The organism is Niveispirillum sp. BGYR6, assembly GCF_027568365.1.
Taxonomy (GTDB): domain Bacteria; phylum Pseudomonadota; class Alphaproteobacteria; order Azospirillales; family Azospirillaceae; genus Niveispirillum.
The window spans coordinates 15,427-36,463 of record NZ_JANLNL010000002.1; the positions used below are offsets into that span (position 1 = coordinate 15,427).

18 protein-coding genes are annotated in these 21,037 nt (G+C 64.6%); 9 read left to right on the plus strand and 9 right to left on the minus strand.

Features of this window, described 5'->3' with window-relative positions; translation table 11 throughout:
* The first annotated feature begins 137 nt into the window (after positions 1-137).
* From PCJ49_RS04000 to PCJ49_RS04010, 3 genes are all read left to right on the plus strand, one after another.
* Complete coding sequence (locus PCJ49_RS04000) at positions 138-641, plus strand: YbjN domain-containing protein (protein WP_089289685.1); 504 nt, start codon at positions 138-140, stop codon at positions 639-641.
* 66 nt (positions 642-707) lie between these two features.
* Positions 708-1,514: a pyrroline-5-carboxylate reductase gene (gene proC / locus PCJ49_RS04005; RefSeq protein WP_269909835.1), complete on the plus strand. Its 807-nt coding sequence runs from the start codon at positions 708-710 to the stop codon at positions 1,512-1,514.
* A 6-nt stretch (positions 1,515-1,520) separates the two neighbouring features.
* Positions 1,521-2,015: a YbaK/EbsC family protein gene (locus PCJ49_RS04010; RefSeq protein ID WP_089289683.1), complete on the plus strand. Its 495-nt coding sequence runs from the start codon at positions 1,521-1,523 to the stop codon at positions 2,013-2,015.
* Here the strand turns inward: PCJ49_RS04010 and PCJ49_RS04015 are convergent.
* Positions 2,008-3,513 (minus strand): PLP-dependent aminotransferase family protein, encoded by a 1,506-nt coding sequence (locus tag PCJ49_RS04015; RefSeq protein ID WP_269909836.1) that lies wholly within the window; start codon positions 3,511-3,513, stop codon positions 2,008-2,010. The genes PCJ49_RS04010 and PCJ49_RS04015 overlap by 8 nt on opposite strands.
* Before the next feature lie 202 nt (positions 3,514-3,715).
* Positions 3,716-4,018, minus strand: coding sequence for a hypothetical protein (locus PCJ49_RS04020; RefSeq protein ID WP_269909837.1), 303 nt, complete (start codon positions 4,016-4,018; stop codon positions 3,716-3,718).
* A 199-nt stretch (positions 4,019-4,217) separates the two neighbouring features.
* Here PCJ49_RS04020 and PCJ49_RS04025 point away from each other — a divergent pair, with 199 nt between their 5' ends.
* Positions 4,218-4,937, plus strand: coding sequence for a response regulator (locus PCJ49_RS04025; protein ID WP_089289680.1), 720 nt, complete (start codon positions 4,218-4,220; stop codon positions 4,935-4,937).
* On the plus strand, positions 4,934-6,256 hold the full coding sequence (locus PCJ49_RS04030) for an ATP-binding protein (protein ID WP_269909838.1): 1,323 nt from the start codon (positions 4,934-4,936) through the stop codon (positions 6,254-6,256). Before PCJ49_RS04025 ends, PCJ49_RS04030 begins: the two co-directional genes overlap by 4 nt.
* A gap of 45 nt (positions 6,257-6,301) precedes the next feature.
* On the opposite strand, the gene PCJ49_RS04035 is transcribed toward PCJ49_RS04030, so the two are convergent.
* From PCJ49_RS04035 to PCJ49_RS04050, 4 genes are all read right to left on the minus strand, one after another.
* On the minus strand, positions 6,302-6,604 hold the full coding sequence (locus PCJ49_RS04035; RefSeq protein WP_089289679.1) for an SCP2 sterol-binding domain-containing protein: 303 nt from the start codon (positions 6,602-6,604) through the stop codon (positions 6,302-6,304).
* Between the two features lie 84 nt (positions 6,605-6,688).
* Positions 6,689-7,411 (minus strand): LysE family translocator, encoded by a 723-nt coding sequence (locus tag PCJ49_RS04040; protein ID WP_269909839.1) that lies wholly within the window; start codon positions 7,409-7,411, stop codon positions 6,689-6,691.
* Complete coding sequence (locus PCJ49_RS04045; protein ID WP_269909840.1) at positions 7,404-8,891, minus strand: Ppx/GppA family phosphatase; 1,488 nt, start codon at positions 8,889-8,891, stop codon at positions 7,404-7,406. Before PCJ49_RS04045 ends, PCJ49_RS04040 begins: the two co-directional genes overlap by 8 nt.
* 49 nt (positions 8,892-8,940) lie before the next feature.
* The gene (locus PCJ49_RS04050) at positions 8,941-11,133 is read right to left on the minus strand and encodes an RNA degradosome polyphosphate kinase (protein ID WP_347710420.1); all 2,193 of its coding nucleotides are present in this window, start codon (positions 11,131-11,133) and stop codon (positions 8,941-8,943) included.
* 157 nt (positions 11,134-11,290) lie between these two features.
* On the opposite strand from PCJ49_RS04050, the gene PCJ49_RS04055 reads away from it, so the two are divergent.
* A complete protein-coding gene (locus PCJ49_RS04055; protein ID WP_269909842.1) occupies positions 11,291-11,845 on the plus strand; it encodes a histidine phosphatase family protein in 555 nt (184 codons plus the stop codon).
* A 67-nt stretch (positions 11,846-11,912) separates the two neighbouring features.
* On the plus strand, positions 11,913-13,532 hold the full coding sequence (locus PCJ49_RS04060; protein ID WP_269909843.1) for a CYTH and CHAD domain-containing protein: 1,620 nt from the start codon (positions 11,913-11,915) through the stop codon (positions 13,530-13,532).
* A 155-nt stretch (positions 13,533-13,687) separates the two neighbouring features.
* Here PCJ49_RS04060 and PCJ49_RS04065 read toward each other — a convergent pair whose 3' ends face one another.
* Together PCJ49_RS04065 and PCJ49_RS04070 are read right to left on the minus strand one after the other, a co-directional pair.
* Complete coding sequence (locus tag PCJ49_RS04065) at positions 13,688-14,554, minus strand: universal stress protein (protein ID WP_269909844.1); 867 nt, start codon at positions 14,552-14,554, stop codon at positions 13,688-13,690.
* Positions 14,555-14,712: 158 nt separating this feature from the next.
* Positions 14,713-16,326 (minus strand): AAA family ATPase, encoded by a 1,614-nt coding sequence (locus PCJ49_RS04070; protein WP_269909845.1) that lies wholly within the window; start codon positions 16,324-16,326, stop codon positions 14,713-14,715.
* 195 nt (positions 16,327-16,521) lie between these two features.
* Between PCJ49_RS04070 and PCJ49_RS04075 the strand changes: the two genes are divergently transcribed.
* The gene (locus PCJ49_RS04075) at positions 16,522-19,557 is read left to right on the plus strand and encodes a phosphoenolpyruvate carboxylase (protein WP_269909846.1); all 3,036 of its coding nucleotides are present in this window, start codon (positions 16,522-16,524) and stop codon (positions 19,555-19,557) included.
* 81 nt (positions 19,558-19,638) lie between these two features.
* Positions 19,639-20,184 carry a hypothetical protein gene (locus tag PCJ49_RS04080; protein WP_269909847.1) on the plus strand — a complete coding sequence of 182 codons (546 nt, stop codon included), beginning with the start codon at positions 19,639-19,641 and terminating at the stop codon, positions 20,182-20,184.
* A gap of 6 nt (positions 20,185-20,190) precedes the next feature.
* Here PCJ49_RS04080 and PCJ49_RS04085 read toward each other — a convergent pair whose 3' ends face one another.
* Entirely contained in the window at positions 20,191-20,988 is a 798-nt protein-coding gene (locus PCJ49_RS04085) for a rhamnogalacturonan acetylesterase (RefSeq protein WP_269909848.1), read from the minus strand.
* Positions 20,989-21,037: the final 49 nt, after the last annotated feature.

Genomic DNA, 21,037 nt, shown 5'->3' on the forward strand with positions numbered 1-21,037 from the left:
CTGGATTCAGGTTGCACACGCAAGTAGGCGCTGGCACCGTATCCATGGTGGCTCATCAACCATACGCCACAATATCTGGGTCAAACCAGGGTGGCGGGCCGGTCCCGGGGATCGGTGGGGGACTGAGGAGAGAGAGTATGACGGCCGTTTCCGTGGAACATGCGGCATCCACCCATAATCCGCTGGATATTCTGGAAGAGATCGTTGCTGCCAATGAGTGGGCCTTCGACCGCGTGAATGAAGAAGAGATGGTGGTGGAGATCACCGGTCGCTGGTGTGACTATCGCCTGTTCTTCATGTGGCAGTCGGAGGTGAGCGCGATGCAGTTCTCCTGCCAGTTTGACATGAAGGTGCCGGGTCCGCGCCGCGTCTCGGTGTCGGAATTGCTGGGGGAGGTCAATCCCAAGCTCTGGCTGGGCCATTTCGATGTCTGCCCAGATCAGGCGACACCGATGTTCCGCCAGACCACCTTGTTGCGCGGTGCCCGTGGCGCCAGTTCGGAACAGTTGGAAGACTTGGTGGACATTGCCCTGGCAGAGTGCGAGCGTTTCTATCCGGCCTTCCAGTTTGTCATCTGGGGTGGCAAGACAGCGCAGGAAGCGGTGGCCGCTGCCATTCTGGATACGGTAGGGGAGGCTTGAGAACCGGCTGACCTGAACCTCGTTCGAGGCAGGGGCCGGGCCAATGCTTTTCCGGGGAGGAATGTGATGAGCGCGAAATTGCTTCTGGTCGGTTGCGGCAAGATGGGCGGCGCCATGCTGGCTGGCTGGAAACAGGCCGATCCCGCCACCGTGATGGTGGTGGTTGAGCCGTTCGGCCCGCCCAAGGGGCTGCCTGACGATGTGCAGGTGGTGACCGATGCCGCCAACATTCCGGCGGATTTTCAGCCTGATGCCATTGTTCTGGCGGTCAAGCCGCAGATGATGGATCAGGTATTGCCGGCCTACGCTCGCTATGCCGACCGCGCGCTTTTCCTGTCCATCGCTGCTGGCAAGACGCTGGGTTATTTTCAGAAATTCCTGGGTGACGGGGCGCGCATCGTGCGCGCCATGCCCAATACGCCGGCCGCCGTTGGCCGGGGCATCAGTGCCCTGGTGGCCAACGCCAATGTCGACAGCCAGGGCCGCGCCCTGGCCCAGCAATTGCTCTCCGCCGTGGGGGAGGTGACCTGGGTGGCGGAGGAAAGCCAACTGGATGCCGTCACCGCCGTATCCGGCAGCGGTCCGGCCTATGTGTTCCTGCTGGTGGAAACGCTGGCGCGGGCGGGCGAGTCGGCGGGTTTGCCGCCCGATTTGGCGATGCAGCTGGCGCGCGCCACCATCGTGGGCTCGGGCGAGCTGCTGCGCCAGAGCCATGAATCAGCCGAACAATTACGCCGTAATGTCACCAGCCCCAAGGGCACTACCCAGGCAGCACTGGATGTGCTGATGGAGGAGGGGCCGCAGGGGATGGCGGCGCTGATGCGCCGGGCCATTGCCGCCGCGACCCAGCGTTCGCGTGAACTGGCGGGTTGATCGCCCATGGCCATCTCGCTCAGCCCCAGCGCCCAGAAGATTCAGAATCTGCTGAATGATCACGGGCACCCGATTCATGTGCTGGAATTCGCCGCGTCTACCCGCACCTCGGCGGAGGCAGCGGCCGCGATTGGCTGCGAGGTGGCGCAGATTGCCAAATCCATCATGTTCCGCACCCGTGACACTGCCCGGCCGATCCTGGTGGTGGCCTCGGGCAGCAACCGGGTGAATGAGGCGACGGTGGCGCGGCATCTGGCATCGGCCCTGGCCGGGGAACGTCTGGCCAAGGCCGATGCTGATTTTGTGCGGCAGAAGACCGGCTATGTCATCGGCGGGGTGCCGCCGGTTGGCCATAATGTGCCGCCCATCACCCTGTTTGACCGTGACCTGTTGGCCTATCCGGTGATCTGGGCGGCGGCCGGCACACCCAATACCGTCTTTCCCATCGCACCCGATGCCCTGGCGCGGCTGGTCGGCGGCCTGGTGGCAGACGTTACGTAGCCGGAACAAGCCGCCGGGCACCGCCGAAGCGGGTTTCGCCCTGGGCCTGCGCCCGTTCCAGCACCTGGGCCAACCTTTCAGCGGCCCGGCTGATCCTTTCCGGTGTAAAGGCGGCGTATCCCAGCAGCAAGGCGCCGGGATCGCCCGCCGGGGCCGGCCCATGGCGATAGTGCGAAAGGGCGGGCACATCCAGGCGGGCCGCCTGGGCCTGGGCCGACAGGCTGGTATCACCGATACCCAGCCCCGGTGCCAGCCGGGCCAGCAGATGCAGCCCGGCCCCGGCGGCCTCAAGGGTCAGCATCCCTTGCCAATAACGTTCGGCGGCGAACAGCAGCGCCTGCTGACGTTCCGCATAAAGCCGCCTTGTCCGCCGCAGATGGGAGCAGAAATGCCCCTCGGCCAGGAAATCATGCACCGCCATTTGTTCCGGCAGCGGAACGGTAATATCCATCCGGTTCCGTAACGATCTTGCAGCCCCCAGCAAGGCTGGTGGTACCACCAGCCAGGCCAGCCGCAGGGAGGGCACCAGGGTCTGGTCCAGGCTTCCCAGATGCAGCACCCGTTCGCTGTCATCCAGCCCCATCAGGGACGGTAGCGGCCGGCCGGTATAGCGATAACCGCCATCACGATCATCCTCCAGCAGCCAGGCGCCGGTGCGGCGGGCCCAGGTCAGCATGGCCATGCGGCGGCGCAGGGGCATGGTGCCGCCAAGCGGAAACTGCCAGCCGGGGCTGACCAGGGCCAACCGTGCATCCGGTGCCAGCCGTTGGGCGCGTTCCACATCAAGCCCGTCGCTGTCCATGGGGACGGGGACGGCGTGCAGGCCCCGGTTGCCGAAGACCAGATGTTGCAGGTTGCAGCCGGGATCTTCCAGCCACACCGTATCGCCCGCCCCCAGCAGCAAGGTGGCGGCCAGCTCCAGGGCGGTACGGCGGTCGGGCAGGATCAATATCTGTTCCGGGTCGCAGCTGATGCCCCGGCTGGTCTGCAGATGCCCGGCCAGCACGCGGCGCAGCGAGGCCCAGCCGGCGGCGGTATCGTTGCCCAGCAGCAGGCCGCCAGTATCGCGCCAGCGCTTGGCCAGCAGCCGGCGCCAGTTCTCCACATCAAATTCATCATAGGCCGGCACACAGGGCCGGAACGGCAGGATTTCGGCTCCGGCGGCCATCACCGGCAGGTTCTGCTTCGGCGGCCGGGGCGTGGCCAGCCGCAGGGCCGGGGCCATGGCATCATCGGGCAGGCTGCGGCTGACAAAGGTGCCGGAACCGATGCGGGCTTCCAGATAGCCCTCCGCGATCAGCCGGTCGATAGCGGCCACCACGGTATTGCGCGACACGCCCAGATCGGCCGCCAATGTGCGGGTCGAAGGCAGGCGTTCACCGGGACGGATGGCGCCATCCAGAATGGCGGCGCGCAGCCGGTCGAACAGGCGCTGTTGCAAGGGGGTGCCATCGGCATTGTCGAACAGGGACAGCAGGGGGCCTTGGGTGGGCTTCATGGGTCAGACCTCCTTCCGTTCAACAGGTAGGCTTTGGGTTCGGCGCGCTTCTCATGGTCTTGGTACCGGTGGGTGCTGGCCGGGATGGGGCCGGCAAGCACCCACCGGCCCGGTCGAAGGGGCGGCTGGTGGACAACCGGGAGCGCCGCCCCTTCCGCTGCCGGCAACGGGGATGGCCGGCAGCGGTTTGCGGGGGCCTTTATCAGCCCTTGATTTCGCCGGTGGCGGCGTCGATGGTCAGGGTCTTGAAGGGAATGCCATCGGCTGACTTCAGCACGACCTTGTATTCACCATTCCGTTGGGTGACATCGCCCACCCGGGCCTGCCGGACTTTGCTGTCCTTCAGATAGGTGCGGGCAATGTCGCGGGCTTCACGGCTGGTCAGCGGTTCGGTGCGGGCGACGGGGGCGGTGCTGTCCTTGGCGGCAACCTGTGCCGGTTCGGCTGCACCAGCGGCGGAAATACCGATAAAGGCGGCGGCGGCGATGGCGATCAGGGTACGCATGGGTGGTTCCTCACAGGTCGTCTCTCGGTCCATCCCGGCTCTCGTCCGTGGACAGTCTTAGGAAAACACCCTGATTTTTCTCCTCCATGACCAAGATGGGGGACTTGTGAAACACTGTGTTTCGGCCGATCAAAACGTTACCTTGCGTTAACAACATGGGCATCGGCAGATACCGGCCCACAGCGATAGAATTGCCGTCATGACCGATACAAGCACCCACCTTCTGGTCGTTGATGACGACCGCGAAATCCGCGATCTGCTGACGCGCTATCTCACCCGTCATGGCTACCGCGTCACGGCGGCCAAGGATGGGGTGGAGATGCGGCGCTTCCTGGCCGACCGCAATATTGACCTGATCGTCCTGGATCTGATGATGCCGGGCGAGGATGGTTTGTCGCTTTGCCGCGCCGTGCGGGCAGAGGGCGGGCCGCCCGTCGTCATGCTCTCCGCCATGGGGGAGGATGCGGACCGCATCCTGGGGCTGGAGATCGGGGCCGATGATTATCTACCCAAGCCCTTCAACCCGCGCGAACTGGTGGCCCGCATCAAGGCGGTGCTGCGCCGGGCCCAGACGGGCAGCAACGGCGCCCCCATCGCCAGCGGCAGCATCCAGTTCGCCGGCTTTCTGCTGGATCAGGCGCAACGCCGCCTGACCGACCAGAAGGGTGAAGAGATCACCCTGACCGCCGGTGAATATGAGCTGCTGGTGGCCCTGGCTACGCGGCCGCGCCGGGTGCTGTCCCGCGATGATCTGCTGGAAATCACCCGTGGCCGCTCTGCCGGCCCGTTTGACCGTTCCATCGATGTGCAGATCAGCCGCCTGCGCCGCAAGATCGAACAAGACCCGGCAGAGCCCACGATCATCAAGACCGTGCGTTCCGGCGGCTATATCTTCTCCCCGGAGGTGCAGCCGTCATGAGGGCGCTGACCGACCGCATGTCCTATTCCATTTTCGCCGTGCTGGTCGGGGGTATCCTTTTGTCCCAGGCCATTGCGCTGGGGCTTTACCGATCCGACCGGGCAGAGGCGGTGGCCGATGCCGAGGGCGGACAATTGGCCAATTGCCTGGACGGATTCGCCCGCGCCATTGAGGAACAGCCGACCGATGTGCGGCTGGCCGTGCTGCGCGGGCTGAAGGAACGGGAACTGACCGTGCGCACCAGCGCCGGTCACAACGTCATGCTGGATGTCTACGAGAAGGAACCGAAGAAGGAGGGGCAGCCGGAGAAATCGCCCGCCATCTCCATCCCGCCCTTCGGGATGCCGGTGCCGCCGCCGCCCGAACCGTCGGTGATCGAGGTGTCACGGCAACTGAAGGATGGCACCTGGATGCGGTTCCATGCCCCGGTTACGGCCACGGATGCGCTGCGCGAACCGGGTTTCCTGGCCTCACTGGCTGGCAGTGCGGCGGTGGCCATTCTGCTGTCGGCCTGGGTACTGGGTTTCACCACCAGGCCCTTGCGCCGTTTCGCCGCCGCCGCCAACCGGCTGGGCGTGGATATGAATGCCCCCTCACTGGATGAGGCGGGCCCGCGGGAGGTGCGGCTGGCCGCTGCCGCCTTCAACAAGATGCAGCGCCGCCTGCGCGCCTTTGTGGAGGATCGCACGCGGATGCTGGCTGCCGTCAGCCACGATCTGCGCACGCCCTTGACCCGGATGCGCCTGCGCGCCGAGTTCATTGATGATGATTCGGTGCGGGAAAAGATGCTGGACGATCTGGCGGAGATGGAGGCGATGATCGGCTCCACCCTGGCCTTTGCCCGCGACGAGGCGGCGCAGGAAGATATCCAGCCGTTGGAACTGAACGCCATGCTGGAACGGCTGGTGGAGGATATGCGTGATGGCGGCAAGCCGGCCAGCGTAACCCCCTCACCCTTTGCGGTGCCGATCATGGGCCGGCGGATGGCCTTGCGCCGGGCGATTGCCAACCTGTTGGAAAATGCCGTGAAATATGGTCAGCGGGCCGATATCGCCATCGCCATCACGGGTGAGAATGTCACCGTCACCATCGATGATGACGGGCCGGGCATTCCGGAGACTGAATTCGATAATGTCTTCCGCCCCTTCTTCCGCCTGGAAGGTTCGCGCTCGCGCGATACGGGCGGCACCGGGCTGGGCCTGTCGGTGGCCAATGATATTGTCCGCGCCCATGGTGGGGAGATCGGCCTGGCCAACCGACCAGAAGGGGGCCTGCGGGTCACCGTGGTGCTGCCGATGGCCGGGGAGGCCGTGGGGTAAGCAAAACGGGCGGCGGCAAGGTGGCGCCGCCCGTTTCTGACCCGCTTAATCTTCCAGCATATTGGCCAGCTTCATGGCCACGCCCATATTGCCCGATACTTTCAGCTTGCCGGTCATGAAGGCCAGGGTGGGGGCCAGCTTGCCTTCCGCCAGTTTCAGCAGATTGTCCGGGGAGATGGTCAAGGTGGTGTCCGGTGCATCACCCGTGCGGCCGACTACCGGCGGGGTGCTGCGGCCATTGATGAACAAGGCGTCGCCGCCACCGAAATCGAACTTAACCAGGGCACCCAGGCCGGTGAAATTCAACGCCCGCGCCCGCATCTGGGCTTCGATCTGGTCGATGTTCATCCCTAACTCCGCCTTTTGATATTAACGTTTACGTAAAGGGAATTATAGCGATTGCCGGATTAAACAGCAACAGGTGCCGTGGTGTCAGCGCGTGGCAACCGCGACAGCCACGCCCGCCATCAACCCGCCGGTGGCGCGGTTGATGACGCGCATATGGGATGGTTTGGCGATGAAGCGCCGGGCGCTGGCCGCCACCATCGCATAGGCCGTCATCACGCTGGTCAGCACACAGGCCATCAGGATGCATAGCTCCAGCACAGCCAGGGGTGTCATCTCATGCAAGTTGATCACCTGCGGCAGGATGGCCAGGAAGAAGATCATGGTCTTCGGGTTGCCCAGCGTCAGGGCGAGCCCGCCCATGGTCTGCCGCAGCCCATCCCCCTTCACTGCCGGCAATTCACTGGGCAGGGTGGCGGGGGCCCGCCACATTTTCCAGGCCATGTAGAGCAGATAGGCGGCACCAGCATATTTGATGATGGTAAAGACCATCTGGAAGCTCTGCGCCAGCACGCTCAACCCACCGGCCACCAGCCCGAACCAGGTGAGGTCGCCCAGCACGATACCGGCGATGAAGGGCAGGGTGCGGCGTGTATCCGTTGCCAGGGCGCGGGCCACGACGGCCGCCACGCCAGGGCCGGGGGAGGCCACGGCCACAGCATAGATGCCGGCAAAAATCACAAGCGCGGTCAGGTCGATCATGGTGGTGCCCAGCCAAAGAAAGTCGTTGCCAGCATCATAGCAGAAGGGCGGGCCGCTTACGCGCCCGCCCTTGGTGCAAATGGTGCTGTTCTGAAAGGCTTCAGGCACCCGGCTGGATGCGGATGTCACCCACCCGGTTCAGCGCTTTGGCCAGAGCATCCAACCGGCGCTGCACCGCCTCGCCGGTCAACATGGCGGCATCGTCGGGCAGCGCCAGGGTCAGGATCGACTCGCCCAGATGCAAGCTGGTGCGCTGCAGCAAGGTGGCGGCACCGCCCGTCAAGGTGTGAGCCAGCCGCAGGGCCAGCCCCAGCATGGTGGCGCGGGCCAGCACATTTTCCTTCAACAGCCCGCGCGCCGGGGCCAGCACGGCCCCTTCCAGCGTGCCGGCATAGCGGACATAGACACAGGCCGCCAGGAAGGCCCGCTCCCCATGGTCCACCCCGGCAAAGGGCATCCGCAGGATGCGCAGGAAGGCATGTTCGGCGCGGTAATCGGGATGTTCGATCCAGCCCAGATCTGACAGCAGGCAGGCCGCCTGCCGCAACCGCCGCGCCGCCGGGTCTTCCCCGGCGAATAGCGGCGCTGTCCAGGCCGACAGGATTTCCGCATGGCCAAAGCGCCCAATCCGGGCCGCCACATCGCCACAGCCGGTCAGCAGCGGGTCCATCTGCTGTTCTTCGGCCGGCAGCAAATCATAAAGATGACCTTCACGCAGCCCATAGGCGGAGAAGGTGACGCGGGAAGGCTGCACCGCCTTCAACACCCGCTCCATCACCAGGGCGGCGAGCGGCAGCGTATCCAGCCGCCGCTTGGAGACACCCTGCATCTTTTCCAGCGCCCCGCGCGAGGCGCGCGCCACCTGACCGGCGAATTCCGCCATCACGGAGCCATCCACCGAATATTGGTGGATGATGTGCAGCGGGTGGTTGATCTGCTCCAGATGCATCTTGGCCAGCGCGCGCCAGGCGCCACCAACCGGATAGAAGGACCGGCCCTTGCCCTTGGCCAGCCAATCCAGCTTGCCCAGATGCTGGTCGATCAGCTTGGCCGCACTGCCGGCTTTGCCCTCCGTCGCCTCCAGCAGGCGCAGCGGCCCCAGCGGGGTGGTCACCTGCGAACCGATCTGCCCCTTTTCCAGCAGCACCAGTTCCAGGCTGCCGCCGCCCAGATCGCCGGCCAGACCGTCGGCATCGGGGGCACCGGAAAGCACGCCCAGCGCCGCCAGCCTTGCCTCTTCCTCCCCCGACAGCACATCGACGGTGAAACCGGTCCGGCGGGTGATTTCTGCCACAAAGGCGGGGCCATCGGCGGCGTCACGCACCGCCGCCGTGGCCAGCACATCCACCCGCCGCACCTGCATCGCTTCCAGCAGGCGACGAAAGCGGGTCAGGTTGTCCAACGCCAGCCGAACCCCATCGGGATTCAGCCGGCCGGTTTTCTCCACCGTGCGGCCAAGGCCGGGCAGAACCTTTTCGTTGAACAGGGCGACAGGGGAACGGGTCAGCCGTTCATAGACCACGCAACGCATGGAGTTCGATCCGACATCGATCACCGCGAGGCGATCATCCGCATGGACATGATCCAAGGCCGTTTGGTCCGCTTTTAAGGATATCATCGAGAAAAATGACACCGATTTACGGGAAGTTACTCAATACCAGCTTCGGCGGCAGACGGGCGGCGCTCATCGCACTGCCCCGACCGGAGAGACTGGGATTGGTCATGAAGTAGGTATGTGCATTGAAGGCCTCAGTGCAAGGCTCCATACGGTGATAGGTGGCATCTGGCTGCAAAACCCAGCTCTGCGTATTGTCCTTCAGGTTGGCGACCATGATCTGGTCCAGCACCTGCTGATGCACGGTTGGATTTTCAATCGGCACCAGGGTTTCGATGCGACGGTCAAGGTTGCGCGGCATCCAGTCGGCCGAGGAAATGAAGATTCGCGCCTGTGGCGAGGGCAGGCCATGGCCATTGCCGAAGCAGACGACGCGGCCATGTTCCAGGAACCGGCCGACGATGGATTTGACGTGGATATTCTCTGACAGGCCCGGCACGCCGGGCCGCAGGCAGCAGATGCCACGGATGACCAGTTCGATCTTCACGCCCTGCTGCGATGCCTCATACAGCTTGTCGATCAATTCGGCATCAACAAGGCTGTTCAGCTTCACCCAGATCTGGGCCGGGCGACCGGCCTGGGCATGGGCGATCTCGGCATCGATCTTGTCCACCAGCCGCTGACGCAGGGTGGTGGGGGCGATGGCGATCTTCTCCAGCGATTTCGGCGTGGCATAGCCGGTCATGTAATTGAACATGTGGGCCGCATCATGGCCCAATGCCGGATCGCAGGTGAAGAAGGACAGGTCGGTGTAAACCTTGGCCGTGATCGGGTGGTAATTGCCGGTGCCGAAATGCACATAGGTGCGCAGGCCCTGGCTTTCCCGCCGCACCACCAGTGACACTTTGGCGTGGGTCTTCAGGTCCACGAAACCATAGACCACCTGCACGCCGGCGCGTTCCATGTCACGCGCCCAGCGGATATTGGCTTCCTCGTCGAAACGGGCCTTCAATTCCACCAGCGCGGTGACGCTCTTGCCTTGTTCGGCCGCCTCGATCAGGGCGGCAACGATGGGGCTGTTCTTGGAGGTACGATAGAGCGTCTGCTTGATAGCCAGCACATTGGGGTCGGCTGCGGCCTGACGCAGGAACTGCACCACCACGTCGAAGCTTTCGAACGGGTGGTGGACAACGATATCCTTCTGGCGGATGGCGGCGAAACAGTCGCCGCCGAAATCGCGGATTCGTTCCGGGAAGCGGGCATTATAGGGCGGGAACAGCAGGTCCGGCCGGTCATCGGTGATGATCTGCTTGGTATCGGACAGGCCGATCAGCCCATCCAGCACGAACACATCATCTGAGGAGACGTGCAATTCGTCCGTCAGGAAGGCCCGCAGCTCCTTCGACATGCCGGCATTGACGGCCAGCCGGATGACGCTGCCGCGCTTGCGGCGCTTCAGCGCGCTTTCAAAGGTGCGGACCAGATCTTCGGCTTCTTCCTCGATTTCCATCTCGCTGTCACGCAGTACGCGGAAAACGCCGTGACCCTTCAGGATGAAGGGCGGGAACAGCCTTTCGATGAAGGTCAATACCACCTGTTCCAGCAGCACATAGCGCGTATCGCTGCCCGGCAGGCGCACGAAACGGTCAAGCTGTTGCGGCAGCATCACCAGCGCATCGACATCCCCGCCGCGATGCGGGTCGAACAGCTGCAGAGCGAGCGCGAAGCCGCCGCTGGGCAGGAAGGGGAACGGGTGGGCCGGGTCGACGGCGATCGGCGTCAGCACCGGGAAGATATCGTCGATGAAGCGGGCTTCCAGCCAGTCATATTCGGACGGCGACAGCTCATCGATCTCCACCACGGCGATGCTCGCCTCGCGCAACAGGCCGCGCAGCATCAGCCAGCAGCTCTGCTGATCGCGCATCACCTCGGTCACCCGGTGGTTGATGGCGGCCAGTTGCTGGGCCGGGGTCAGGTTATCGTCCGATGGGGTTGTCACCTTGGCGGCCACCTGGGCCTTCAGGCCGGCGACGCGCACCATATAAAACTCGTCCAGATTGCTGGCCGAGATGGAGAGGAAGCGCAGCCGTTCCAGCAGCGGATGGCCGGGATTATAGGCTTCCTCCAGCACGCGCTGGTTAAAGGCCAGCCAGGAAAGCTCCCGGTTGATGAACCGTTCCGGGCTCTGCATGTCGATTTTGTCGGCATTGACGGCAGGGGCGGCGAAACCGCCACTGCTGGTCACGGACGGGGCAAAGTCGGGGTTGGCGGTCACGGTCGGCGTTTCCTTTGGTTCCGGGCGGTCCGGCAAAGTATATGTTGCTTCTGTGACGTTTTTCGGTTCGGTTGACACCGTTGTTGTTGTCGCCGCTGCGCGGCGGCGGCGTGGGGTTGAACCGCCTGTCGGGGTTCTGGGTGTCCGGGAAGTCGTCATGAAGAAGCTCTACCTGTTGCGACACGCCAAATCGGACTGGACCGATCCGAAACTGGCGGATCATGACCGGCCCCTCAACCCGCGTGGTGAGCGGGCGGCGCAGACGATGGCGAATTATTGGGCCACGCGCAAGGGTGGCCCGCCGCAACCGGATCTTGTTTTATGTTCCACCGCGCTGCGGGCCCGGGAAACCCTGCTGCGGGTGATGGCGGCATGGCCCGCCCCGCCGCCGGTGGAATATGAAGAAGGGTTATATCTGTGTGGGGAGGAATTGCTGCTGGACCGGCTGAAGGCGCTGCCGGACACTCTCGGTTCCGTCCTGCTGGTGGCGCATAATCCCGACCTGCAATTGCTGGCCCGCGATCTGTGCGGCCGGCAGGAACAGCCCGATGCGGCGGCCTTGATGGCTGAACTGACGGACAAGCTGCCGACCGGTTCCTTTGTGGCGATCGATCTGCCGGCAGGGCAGGGCTGGGCCGATCTGCGCTGGGGCTGTGGCCGGCTGGTGGATTTCGTGCGCCCGCGCGACATTGTGCCCAAACTGGGGGCTTAACCTAGGGCGCCGGCTGCGCTATCTGGACACTACCCTTCCTTTCCTTCTGGTATGGACCCGTCGGCACGTGAATGGCCTGAACAAAGCCCCTCTCCCCACCCCCGCCAACCAGTCGGTGCCGCGTGCCCGGCGTGGCGGCGGGCAGGAGATCGAGATCAAGCTGCTGGCGGCGCCTGCCGATCTGGGCCGGATCGCCGATCTGGCGCTTGTGCGCGCCATGATAAAGGGAGAGGTGCAGCGCGGGCGCGAATATACGACATATTATGATGCGCCGGACCTCAGCCTGGCCCGCCGCGGGCTGGCGCTGCGGGTGCGCCGCCGGGGTTCTTTGCGCATCCAGGCGGTGAAGACCTTGGGGCTGCGCGGTACGGCCGATGGGGCCGGTGTTGCCATCCGCCGGGAATGGGAATGGCCGCTGCCCGGCGACCAGCCGGATTTCACCCTGCTGCGCGGTGACGGGCTGGAGGAGATGATTCCGCCCGCCCTGACGGCCCGGCTGGCCGGTATTTTCAGCACCGATATCCAGCGCACCCTGATTCCGCTGCATCTGGGGGATGGGGTGGAGGTGGAAATGGCGCTGGACCTGGGGCAGGCGCTGGCCCTTTCCCGCGATACCGGTGCGGCGGCGGGCGGGCAGGCGCACCGCATCATCAGCGAGGTGGAACTGGAACTGAAGCGCGGCAGCATCGCCGACCTGTTCCGGCTGGCTGCCGCGCTGCATGGCCGGGTGCCGCTGCGCCTGTCCACCCGCAGCAAGGCCGATATCGGCTTTGCCCTGGTCACCGGTGCCCGGCCCGGCCCGACGCCGGCCCGGCCCCTGGCCATCACGCCCATCACCACGGTGACGGAGGCGTTCCGCCACGTCATGCGCAATGGTCTGGCGCATCTGCTGGATAATCAGGAAGCGCTGGTGACGGAGGATGGCACTGGCGATGCGCTGGCCTTGCGGGAACTGGCGGCGGCGACACGGCGGCTGGATGCCGGCTATGGCCTGTTCCGCCGGCTGATCCATACCGACCGGGGCGACGCGCTGCGCCGGGAACTGCGCCGCCATGCCAAACTGCTGGAGAAGGCCCGCGCCTGGCAGCGGCTGGCCCTGGCCCTGGGCAGTCTTGAGATGGATCAGCGCCGGCCCGTTGTGGGGGCGGTATCACAGGCCCGCGCCAAGGCGCTGGGCCGGGTGCGCCACTTGTTGAACGCGCCGGAATGGACAGCGTGGCAACTGGGTTTCGCGCAATGGCTGGAAGAGGGGGAATGGACCCGCCAGCCCCATGGCTGCCCCTTCGGCACCATGATGGATGAGATGGCGGGGCCGTTGCTGGCCAAGCGGATCGAGAAGGCCTTGCGAGTCGGCAGCCTGCCCGACCCGCGCCAGGTGCCCAGCCTGGAACAGGCGGCCAAGCTGGCCCGCCGGATGAAATATCTGCGCTACGCGTTGGATTATTGCCGCGCTGTCTGGCCGGCGGACCGGGTGCGGCCGCTGTTGGACATGGTGGATGCGCTGCTGGTCCCGCTGAAGGCGGCGTCGGGTGCGGCAGCCGGTGGTGCCATGCTGGACAAGTTGGGATATCCGGCGGCTGGCGATGCCATGCGCAACCAAGGGCGTGTTGCCCTGGCGCCGGTGCCGGCCCTGTGGGCCAGCTTCACCCCTTTGGCGGCCCGTTTCACTGAACGGCCAAAGGGGTGAATGGTTAATACCAAGGGTCATGATCCATGACCCTTGGAGGCCAGCGACCGCTGGCCCGCGGGCTCGTGCCCGCGCAAGCCAAGGGCGCGGATGCGCCTGCCCGGCGCTTGGGGCGCGGATGCGCCCGCCCGGCGCTTGAGGGAACCGCCAAAGCCTTAATGCGCCATCAGCAGGGTCAGTTCATTTTGATCCAACAGATCCTTGGTGACGCCACCCAGGATCAGTTCCCGCAGGCGGGAATGGCCATAGCCGCCCATGACCAGCATGTCGGCGCCAACATCACGGCATTGCGCCAGGATGCAGCCGGCCACCGTGGTGCCCTTGGCCGTCAGGCGGTGATGCGCCGAGGGAATGCCGTGCCAGGCCAGATATTCCTGTAACTGGTGCCCGCCCTCGGCATCCGTCTTGGGCGTGCCGACGGTGAGGATATGCACTTCGTCGGCCGTTTGCAGGACCGGCATGGCCAGCGCCACGGCGCGAGAGGCTTGCACCCGGCCATTCCAGGCGATGGCGACCTTGCGGCCCAGGGTGGAGGGCGGGTTGGCGGCGGAGACGATGACCGGCCGGCCGCCTTCCAGCAGCACCGCTTCCATGCCCGCCAGCACGGCCGTGCGCAATTCCTTGCTGAGCGGCGGGAAGACGGCGGCATCGGAAACGCGGGTGGCGCCCGTCAGCACATCCTCCGTCACGCCATCCACCTCCTGCCAGCAGGCGCTGACCTTGTCCGGCCCCGGCGCGCGGGCGCATTCAGAGGCGCCGACGGCGTTGCTGGCGGTCTTGAAATGCTGATAGGCCTGATCACCACGGGCCGCGTTTTCCTCCTCCAGCGACTTCATCACGTCCTGGATCATGGAGCCGGTCATGCCCTCACCGATCATCGGCATGGCGTCGCGCGGATCGTGACGCAGGAACAGGGCGCTGACATTGCCCTTGGTGGAGGCGACCAGGCTGAAGGCTGTCGCCAGGGCGGCGGCGTCACTGTCGGCGCCGGTCAGCACGCTGAGGATCTTGCGGTAGGCCATGGCGGGTTTCCCTTTCGCATTGTTGGGCGATACCATGGTTATGGGCATAGGCCGGATTGCAACCGCCGGCATTGACCTGGATCAGCCACTTTACACTTGCTGATCATCATAACATCGGCAGGGAAGGGGACGTTCCGCGTCCCCTTCATGGAAACCCGTCAGCGCCGCGCGCTTTCCACATGGCGCCGGGCGATGGCGGCGGTTTCACCCTCACTGCCATTGGCGGGGATCACCTCCCAATGCATGTCGCCCAAATCATAGGCGGCCTGCCGGCGCACGATATCGGCGTCGGCGTCAGAGGCATCGTCGCGCCGCCGTCTGACCCGGTCCACCTGGATGGCCTGATCGGCCACCAGCCACAGGCCGGTAAAGGGCGCACCAGCCGCCTTGGCCACCGATTCCAGTGTTTGACGCTGCTCCGGCTTGGCATAGACGGCATCGCAGATCACCGCATGGCGCCCATCCAGCACCAGCCCGGCCTGACCGGCCAGTTCGGCATAGGTGCGGTCGGTATGGGCGGGGCCGTAAAATTCCTTGGGCAGCGGTTGCAGCTCATCACAGCCGGCCAGTTTCTTGCGCAGCACGTCTGAACGCAGGATCACCGCGCCGGGTGCCGGGCCGATACCGGGGGCCAGCACGCGCGCCAGCGTACTTTTGCCCGTGCCGGACAGGCCACCGATGGCCACCACTTGCGCCGGGGGCGGGGAAAGCAGGCGGGAGGCCAGTTCCAGATAGCTTTGTGCCTCCGCCCGCAGGCCCTGGGCCTTCACGGCATCGGCCTGTCCCGCCACGGCCGCCGCGGTCAGATGCGCGCGGATGGCCGCCCGCACCGACATGAACAAGGGCAGCAGTGACAGTCCGGCCAGATCGCCCGTCAGTTCCAGATAACGGTTGAACAGGATATTGGCCAGGCTGCGCAGCCGCCGATGTTCCAGATCCATCAGCAGGAAAGCCAGATCATACAGCGTGTCGGTCACAGCGATGCGGTCGCCGAATTCCACACAGTCGAACGGCACCGGTTCCCCATCCAGCAGCACGATATTGCGCAGATGCAGATCGCCATGGCAGTGGCGGATATAGCCGGCATCCCGCCGCCGGTTGATCAGTTCCGCCTGGCTGCCCAGCACTGCCAGTGACTGGCGTAACAGCGCCTCCACCCGGCCCCGCTCAAACAGGCCATGCCGATGCATCTCCAGCGCGTTGGTTTCCACCAGATCGGTCATTTCCTCGGCCCCCGGCGCCATGGGGCGGGGTTCGGCGGCCTCATGGAACTGGGCGATGCCCTCCGCCAGCCGCCGCATGATGGCGGGCGTCAGCCGGCCTTCGGCGGCCATCCGGTCCAGCAGCATCTCCTGCGGGAAGCGGCGCATGGTGATGACATAATCCAGCACATCGGCCGCCGGCCCGCCGTCGGACCCGACCGGTGCATCCGCCACCAGCCGGAAGCCGCCGGCCCCATCCGCCACCAGCCCGCCGACCCCCAGATACAGTGTTGGTGCGGTGCGGCGGTTCAAGGCCACTTCCGCCTCACACGCCGATAGCCGTTGCGACAGGGTGCTGTAATCGAAGAAGGGGAAGGTGACGGCGCGTTTCAGCTTGTAGGCCCTGTCCCCGGCCAGGAAGACGGAAGCCGCATGGGTGTCAATCCGGTCCACCCGGCCATCCGACGGCAGGCCATGGGTTTCATTCCGGCCAAGCAAATCCAGCGCGCGAGCCTGATCGCGCGTGATATCTGCCTTTGCTGCTGCTGCCGGCTGATCGGCGTCATGCATCCGCGAACCCCATGGACGACCAATTATGTAAGGGTGCTGTGTTACAAACAACGCATCGTATCAAATAAGCTTGCATTGCGGATCGAATATGTCGGCGTTACCTAATCTGGCGTTGACAGAGGTAATGCCGTTACCTCACCCTGTGACGCTGCGCCGCAATAAGATGGCGCCCTCACCGATAACGGAAACGCTCCGATGCCGCTGGACCCGACGATGCCCAAAGCCGCCGCCCCCTCCGATCTGGAAACCCTGGCGACCACCACTGGCAAGGGGCCGTTGCTGTCCACCAAACAGGCGCGTTACACCCCCCCGAAGGGGCTGGATGCCAGGGCATTGGCCGGCGATCTGCTGGCCCAGTTCGACCGTTTTTCGGCCGAGGCCGGGCATGATCCCTTTGCCAACCCGGTGATGCTGCTGGCGCTGGACATCTCCCGCCGCCTGCAGGCCGGTGAGCTGTCGCCCGGTGCCCTGGAACAGTTGATCCATTACCTGTCCAGTGAGGGGTTCCTGGCCCGCGCCGCCCGCCTTTCCAATTATCTGGGGGAGGCGGGGCTGGATACCAATGCCGCCCGGCTGGAAGGGTTGCTGGAAACCGCCGCCGCCGGCAATGGCGGCCCGGCCCTGTCGTTCGAGGAATTCCAGAAGCTGGTGCAGAAGGAGGTGTTTGGCATCGTCATCACCGCGCACCCGACCTTCAACCTGTCCGGCGCCATGATGACGGCGCTGACCTGTCTGGCCACCGGCTATGACGCCACTGGCCGCAAGCTGACGGCCGAAGCGCGCGAGGCGCTGATCCGCCGCGTCGCCGCCTCCGACCATGCGCCGGAGGAGATGAGCCTGACGCGCGAGCATGAGCTGTCGCTGGATGCCATTGCCAATATCCAGCTGGCCATCCGCACGCTCTATCGCGCCGTGCTGCGCGTCGGCCGCCGCACCTATCCGGATCGCTGGACGGAGCTGACGCCCCGCCTGCTGACCGTGGCAAGCTGGGTCGGCTATGACCTGGATGGCCGTTCCGATATCCGCTGGTCCGACACGCTGCATAAGCGGCTGGTGGTGCAGCAGCGCCAGTTGAACCATTATCTGGTGATGCTGCGGGATATTCGCGGCCGCGTCCCGGCGCTGGAAGATTTGCGCCATACGCTCGCCCTGATCGAAAGCCGGCTGGCCCTGGCCCTCAATCAGGTAACGGATGAGATTGCCGCCTTTGGCGGGTCGGAAGCGCAGGATGTGGAACATCTGCGGCGCATCGCCAAGCGGATGCATGAAGGGCTGCCGCTGCGGCTGGTCGATGCGGGGGAGGCCATCGGTTTCGTTGACCGCGCCATCCGCCTCGCCGCGTCGGTGGAAGGGGATGATGCCATCCCGGTGGTGGAGGATCTGGCCGTGCTGCGGGCGGAACTGTCCGCCTTCGGCCTGGGCATGGCCCATACCCATGTCCGCCTGAACAGCACCCAGGTGCATAACGCCATCCGTAAGGCGGTGGGGCTGGAAACGGCGGCGGATGATCCGCGCTACCGTCAGTCCTATCTGAATTCCCTGACCGAGCTGCTGGACAAGGTGCAGCCGGTATCGATCAATTTCGGCAGCATCATCGCCGAACGCACCAGCGCCAAGCGCCTGTTCATGGTGGTGGCGCAGATGCTGAAATATTCCGATGCCCGCGTACCGATCCGCTTCCTGATCGCGGAATCGGAAAGCGCCTTCACCGTTTTGTCGGCACTGTATTTTGCCCGCCTGTTCGGCGTGGATGACCGGGTGGATATCTCCCCCCTGTTTGAGACGGAAAAGGCGCTGGAGGTGGGCAGCCGCGTCATCGAACAGTTGCTGGAAAACCCGCATTACCGCGATTATGTGAAGAAGCGCGGTCGCCTGTGCGTGCAGATGGGCTATTCCGATGCCGGCCGTTATCTGGGCCAGACGCCGGCCGCCGCCAGTATTGAACGCCTGCGCCTGCGCATCATGCGCCTGTTCAACCGCCATGCCCTGTCGGGCGTGCAACTGGTGATCTTCGACACCCATGGCGAAAGCATTGGTCGCGGCGGCCATCCGGCCAGCCTGACCAACCGGCTGGCCTATGTCAGCCCGCCGGCGACGCTGGCCTTTGCCGCCAAGCATGGGGTGGATTTCAAGCAGGAGGTCAGCTTCCAGGGCGGTGACGGATATCTTTATTTCGTCACGCCGGCCGGTGCCCTGGCCGTGGTCACCCGCATCCTGGAATATATGATCGGCACGGCCAAGCCCGATCTGGAACATGATGTGTTCTATGCCGAGGGGGACTATATCCGCGAATTCTTCACCACGGTGAAGGCCTTCCAGGTCAGTCTGGTGGAAGACCCGAATTATGGTGAGCTGCTGGCCGCCTTTGGCACCAACCTGCTGTTCCCCAGCGGCAGCCGCGCCATCAAGCGCCAGCATGACAGCGCGCCCGATGCCTCCGCCCAGACCATGGCCGGCCAGTTCCGCGCCATCCCGCACAATGCCATCCTGTTGCAATTGGGGCTGGCGGCCAATGTGCTGTCCGGTGTGGGGGAGGCGATTGACCGCAACCCCGACCAGTTCCGCCGCCTCTATGCCACCTCACCCCGGTTCCGGGAACTGATTGGCATGGTGGTCTATGGCGTCGGCGTCTCCAACGCCGACGCGCTGAAGGCCTATGTCGACACGCTGGACCCTGGCCATTGGCTGACCCGCGCCGCACGGACGGAGAATGTGGCCGAAGCGGAGGAAATGCGCCGCATCGCCGCCGTGCTGGAAGATACGCCGACGCATCAGCGCCTGATCCGCATCTTCCGCAAGCTGTACCGGGATTATGGCGTGCTGTTGCAGAATCTGGAGCGGGCAGGGGCCGCACCCGCCGCCAACCCCGATCTGGATCGCCATCTCAGCCTGCTGCACGGCGTCCGTCTGGCGCTGACGCACCAGATTTACAAGCACGCCATCCATATCCCGGAATTCTCCAGCCAGCATAACATCACCAATCAGGTGCTGGTGACGCGGCTGCTGCATCTGGATGTGCCATGGGCGCTGGAACAACTGGCCCGCATCTTCCCGGCCCGTGCCGATGCGACCGTCGATGAAGGGTTTGGCGAGGTCGCCACCTATGTCAGCGATGAGAGCCAGGATTACAGCCAGGAAAACCAGCATATCTTCAAGCCCATCGCCTCCCTGTATGAGCTGATCCGCCGTACCGGCAACGCGATGAGCCAGCGGATCGGCTTCTTCGGCTGATTGCTTTATCCCAACGGCTTGACGCCGGCCTCCCATGGCGCGACCCTTCCTTGATATGGACATCAGGGGAGGGGAAGCGCCATGGGGATGCAGTTCAGGGCATTGCTTGTCACCATCGCCATCGGGTTGATGGCAACCTCTGCCATCCGCGCGGCAGAGCCTGATCCTTATGCTGCCCTGGCGCCGTTTGTCGGCAAGGTCTGGCGGGGGGAAGGTTCGGGGCCGGATGGCAAGCCGATGGTGGATGTCACCCGCTGGGACTGGGCCTTGGGCGGCAAGGCGATCCGCACCACCCATGCCCTGACCAGCGCCCCCTATGGCGGGGAGACGATGATCTTCTGGGACAAGGCCACCAACGCCCTGATCTATCATTATTTCACCACCGCCGGCTTCCATACCCAGGGCACCATGGTGGCGGAAGCGCCGGGCCGGCTGGTGGCGGAAGAGGCGGTGAGCGGCCATCCCACCATCACCCGCGTCCGCTCCGTCTCTGTGCTGGACGCGGGGGGCAGCATGAATGTCTCGTCGGAATATCTGGATGGCGGGACATGGAAGCCCGGCCACAAGATGACCTATCGCCCGGCACCGGCGGGTGTGGAGCCTTTATTCCCCGATACCCGCCGGTGAACTCTGTCAGTTCACTGCACAGGCATCATTGCCCAACACCGGCGGATCATCGGGGCTCAACGGTGTCACATGGGTTGACACCGGCAGGCCTAAAGCCTTCAACCGGCCCGCCACCAGTGCTGCGATGGCACGGGCGCCCTTTTCGCTGAAATGCACATCATCGCTCACCCCATCCGGCCATTGTTTGTAACCGGCTTCCTTGGGATAGTGCAGATAATAGGCTTTCGACGGTTCCACACCCACTTTCTGCATATAGACGCGGCTGTCATAATTCAGGTCGATCAATGGGGTGGCGGTGGCGTACGCCACCTCCCGCGTGGCGTTGGCATAGGGTGTCAGGCTTTCACCGATGGCGCCCTTCTCATCAAAACGGCGGATGGCCACGGGGGTGATCAATACCGGCGTCGCGCCCTTTTCCCGCGCCATGGCGATGAAGCGCAGCAGATTGGTCTTGAATTCCGGGATGGGCGTATAGCGTTCCGGCTTCTTGTCATTGGCGTCATTATGGCCGAACTGGATCAACAATGTATCGCCGGTGGAAATGTCCTTGGCGATGGCGTCGAACCGTCCTTCCCCGATGAAGGTCTTGGTGGAACGCCCGCCCATGGCGCGGTTCTCCACGCTCTGGCTGCCATCCAGGCTGCATTTCAGCACCATGCCCCAGCCCATCTGCGGGAAACGGTCGGGCTTGTAGCTGGCTGCCGTGCTGTCGCCGGCGATGAAGATCTTGCCTTCCGCCAGCGCCGGGGCGGCCAGCAGCAGGGAACCCAGCGCCAGGGTGGCAAATCTCTTGGCCTTCGTCACGTTTCACATCCCCGATCTATTGGTTTCTTGAAATATGGAATATCATCCT

Excerpts from the sequence above, each read along its gene's own strand:
- PCJ49_RS04055 (WP_269909842.1), top strand. The coding sequence starts at position 11,291 with ATGAAGAAGCTCTACCTGTTGCGACACGCCAAATCGGACTGGACCGAT.
- PCJ49_RS04070 (WP_269909845.1), bottom strand. The coding sequence starts at position 16,326 with ATGCATGACGCCGATCAGCCGGCAGCAGCAGCAAAGGCAGATATCACG.
- PCJ49_RS04020 (WP_269909837.1), bottom strand. The coding sequence starts at position 4,018 with ATGCGTACCCTGATCGCCATCGCCGCCGCCGCCTTTATCGGTATTTCC.
- PCJ49_RS04015 (WP_269909836.1), bottom strand. The coding sequence starts at position 3,513 with ATGAAGCCCACCCAAGGCCCCCTGCTGTCCCTGTTCGACAATGCCGAT.
- PCJ49_RS04010 (WP_089289683.1), top strand. The coding sequence starts at position 1,521 with ATGGCCATCTCGCTCAGCCCCAGCGCCCAGAAGATTCAGAATCTGCTG.
- PCJ49_RS04030 (WP_269909838.1), top strand. The coding sequence starts at position 4,934 with ATGAGGGCGCTGACCGACCGCATGTCCTATTCCATTTTCGCCGTGCTG.
- PCJ49_RS04025 (WP_089289680.1), top strand. The coding sequence starts at position 4,218 with ATGACCGATACAAGCACCCACCTTCTGGTCGTTGATGACGACCGCGAA.
- PCJ49_RS04065 (WP_269909844.1), bottom strand. The coding sequence starts at position 14,554 with ATGGCCTACCGCAAGATCCTCAGCGTGCTGACCGGCGCCGACAGTGAC.
- PCJ49_RS04080 (WP_269909847.1), top strand. The coding sequence starts at position 19,639 with ATGGGGATGCAGTTCAGGGCATTGCTTGTCACCATCGCCATCGGGTTG.
- PCJ49_RS04035 (WP_089289679.1), bottom strand. The coding sequence starts at position 6,604 with ATGAACATCGACCAGATCGAAGCCCAGATGCGGGCGCGGGCGTTGAAT.
- proC (WP_269909835.1), top strand. The coding sequence starts at position 708 with ATGAGCGCGAAATTGCTTCTGGTCGGTTGCGGCAAGATGGGCGGCGCC.
- PCJ49_RS04000 (WP_089289685.1), top strand. The coding sequence starts at position 138 with ATGACGGCCGTTTCCGTGGAACATGCGGCATCCACCCATAATCCGCTG.
- PCJ49_RS04075 (WP_269909846.1), top strand. The coding sequence starts at position 16,522 with ATGCCGCTGGACCCGACGATGCCCAAAGCCGCCGCCCCCTCCGATCTG.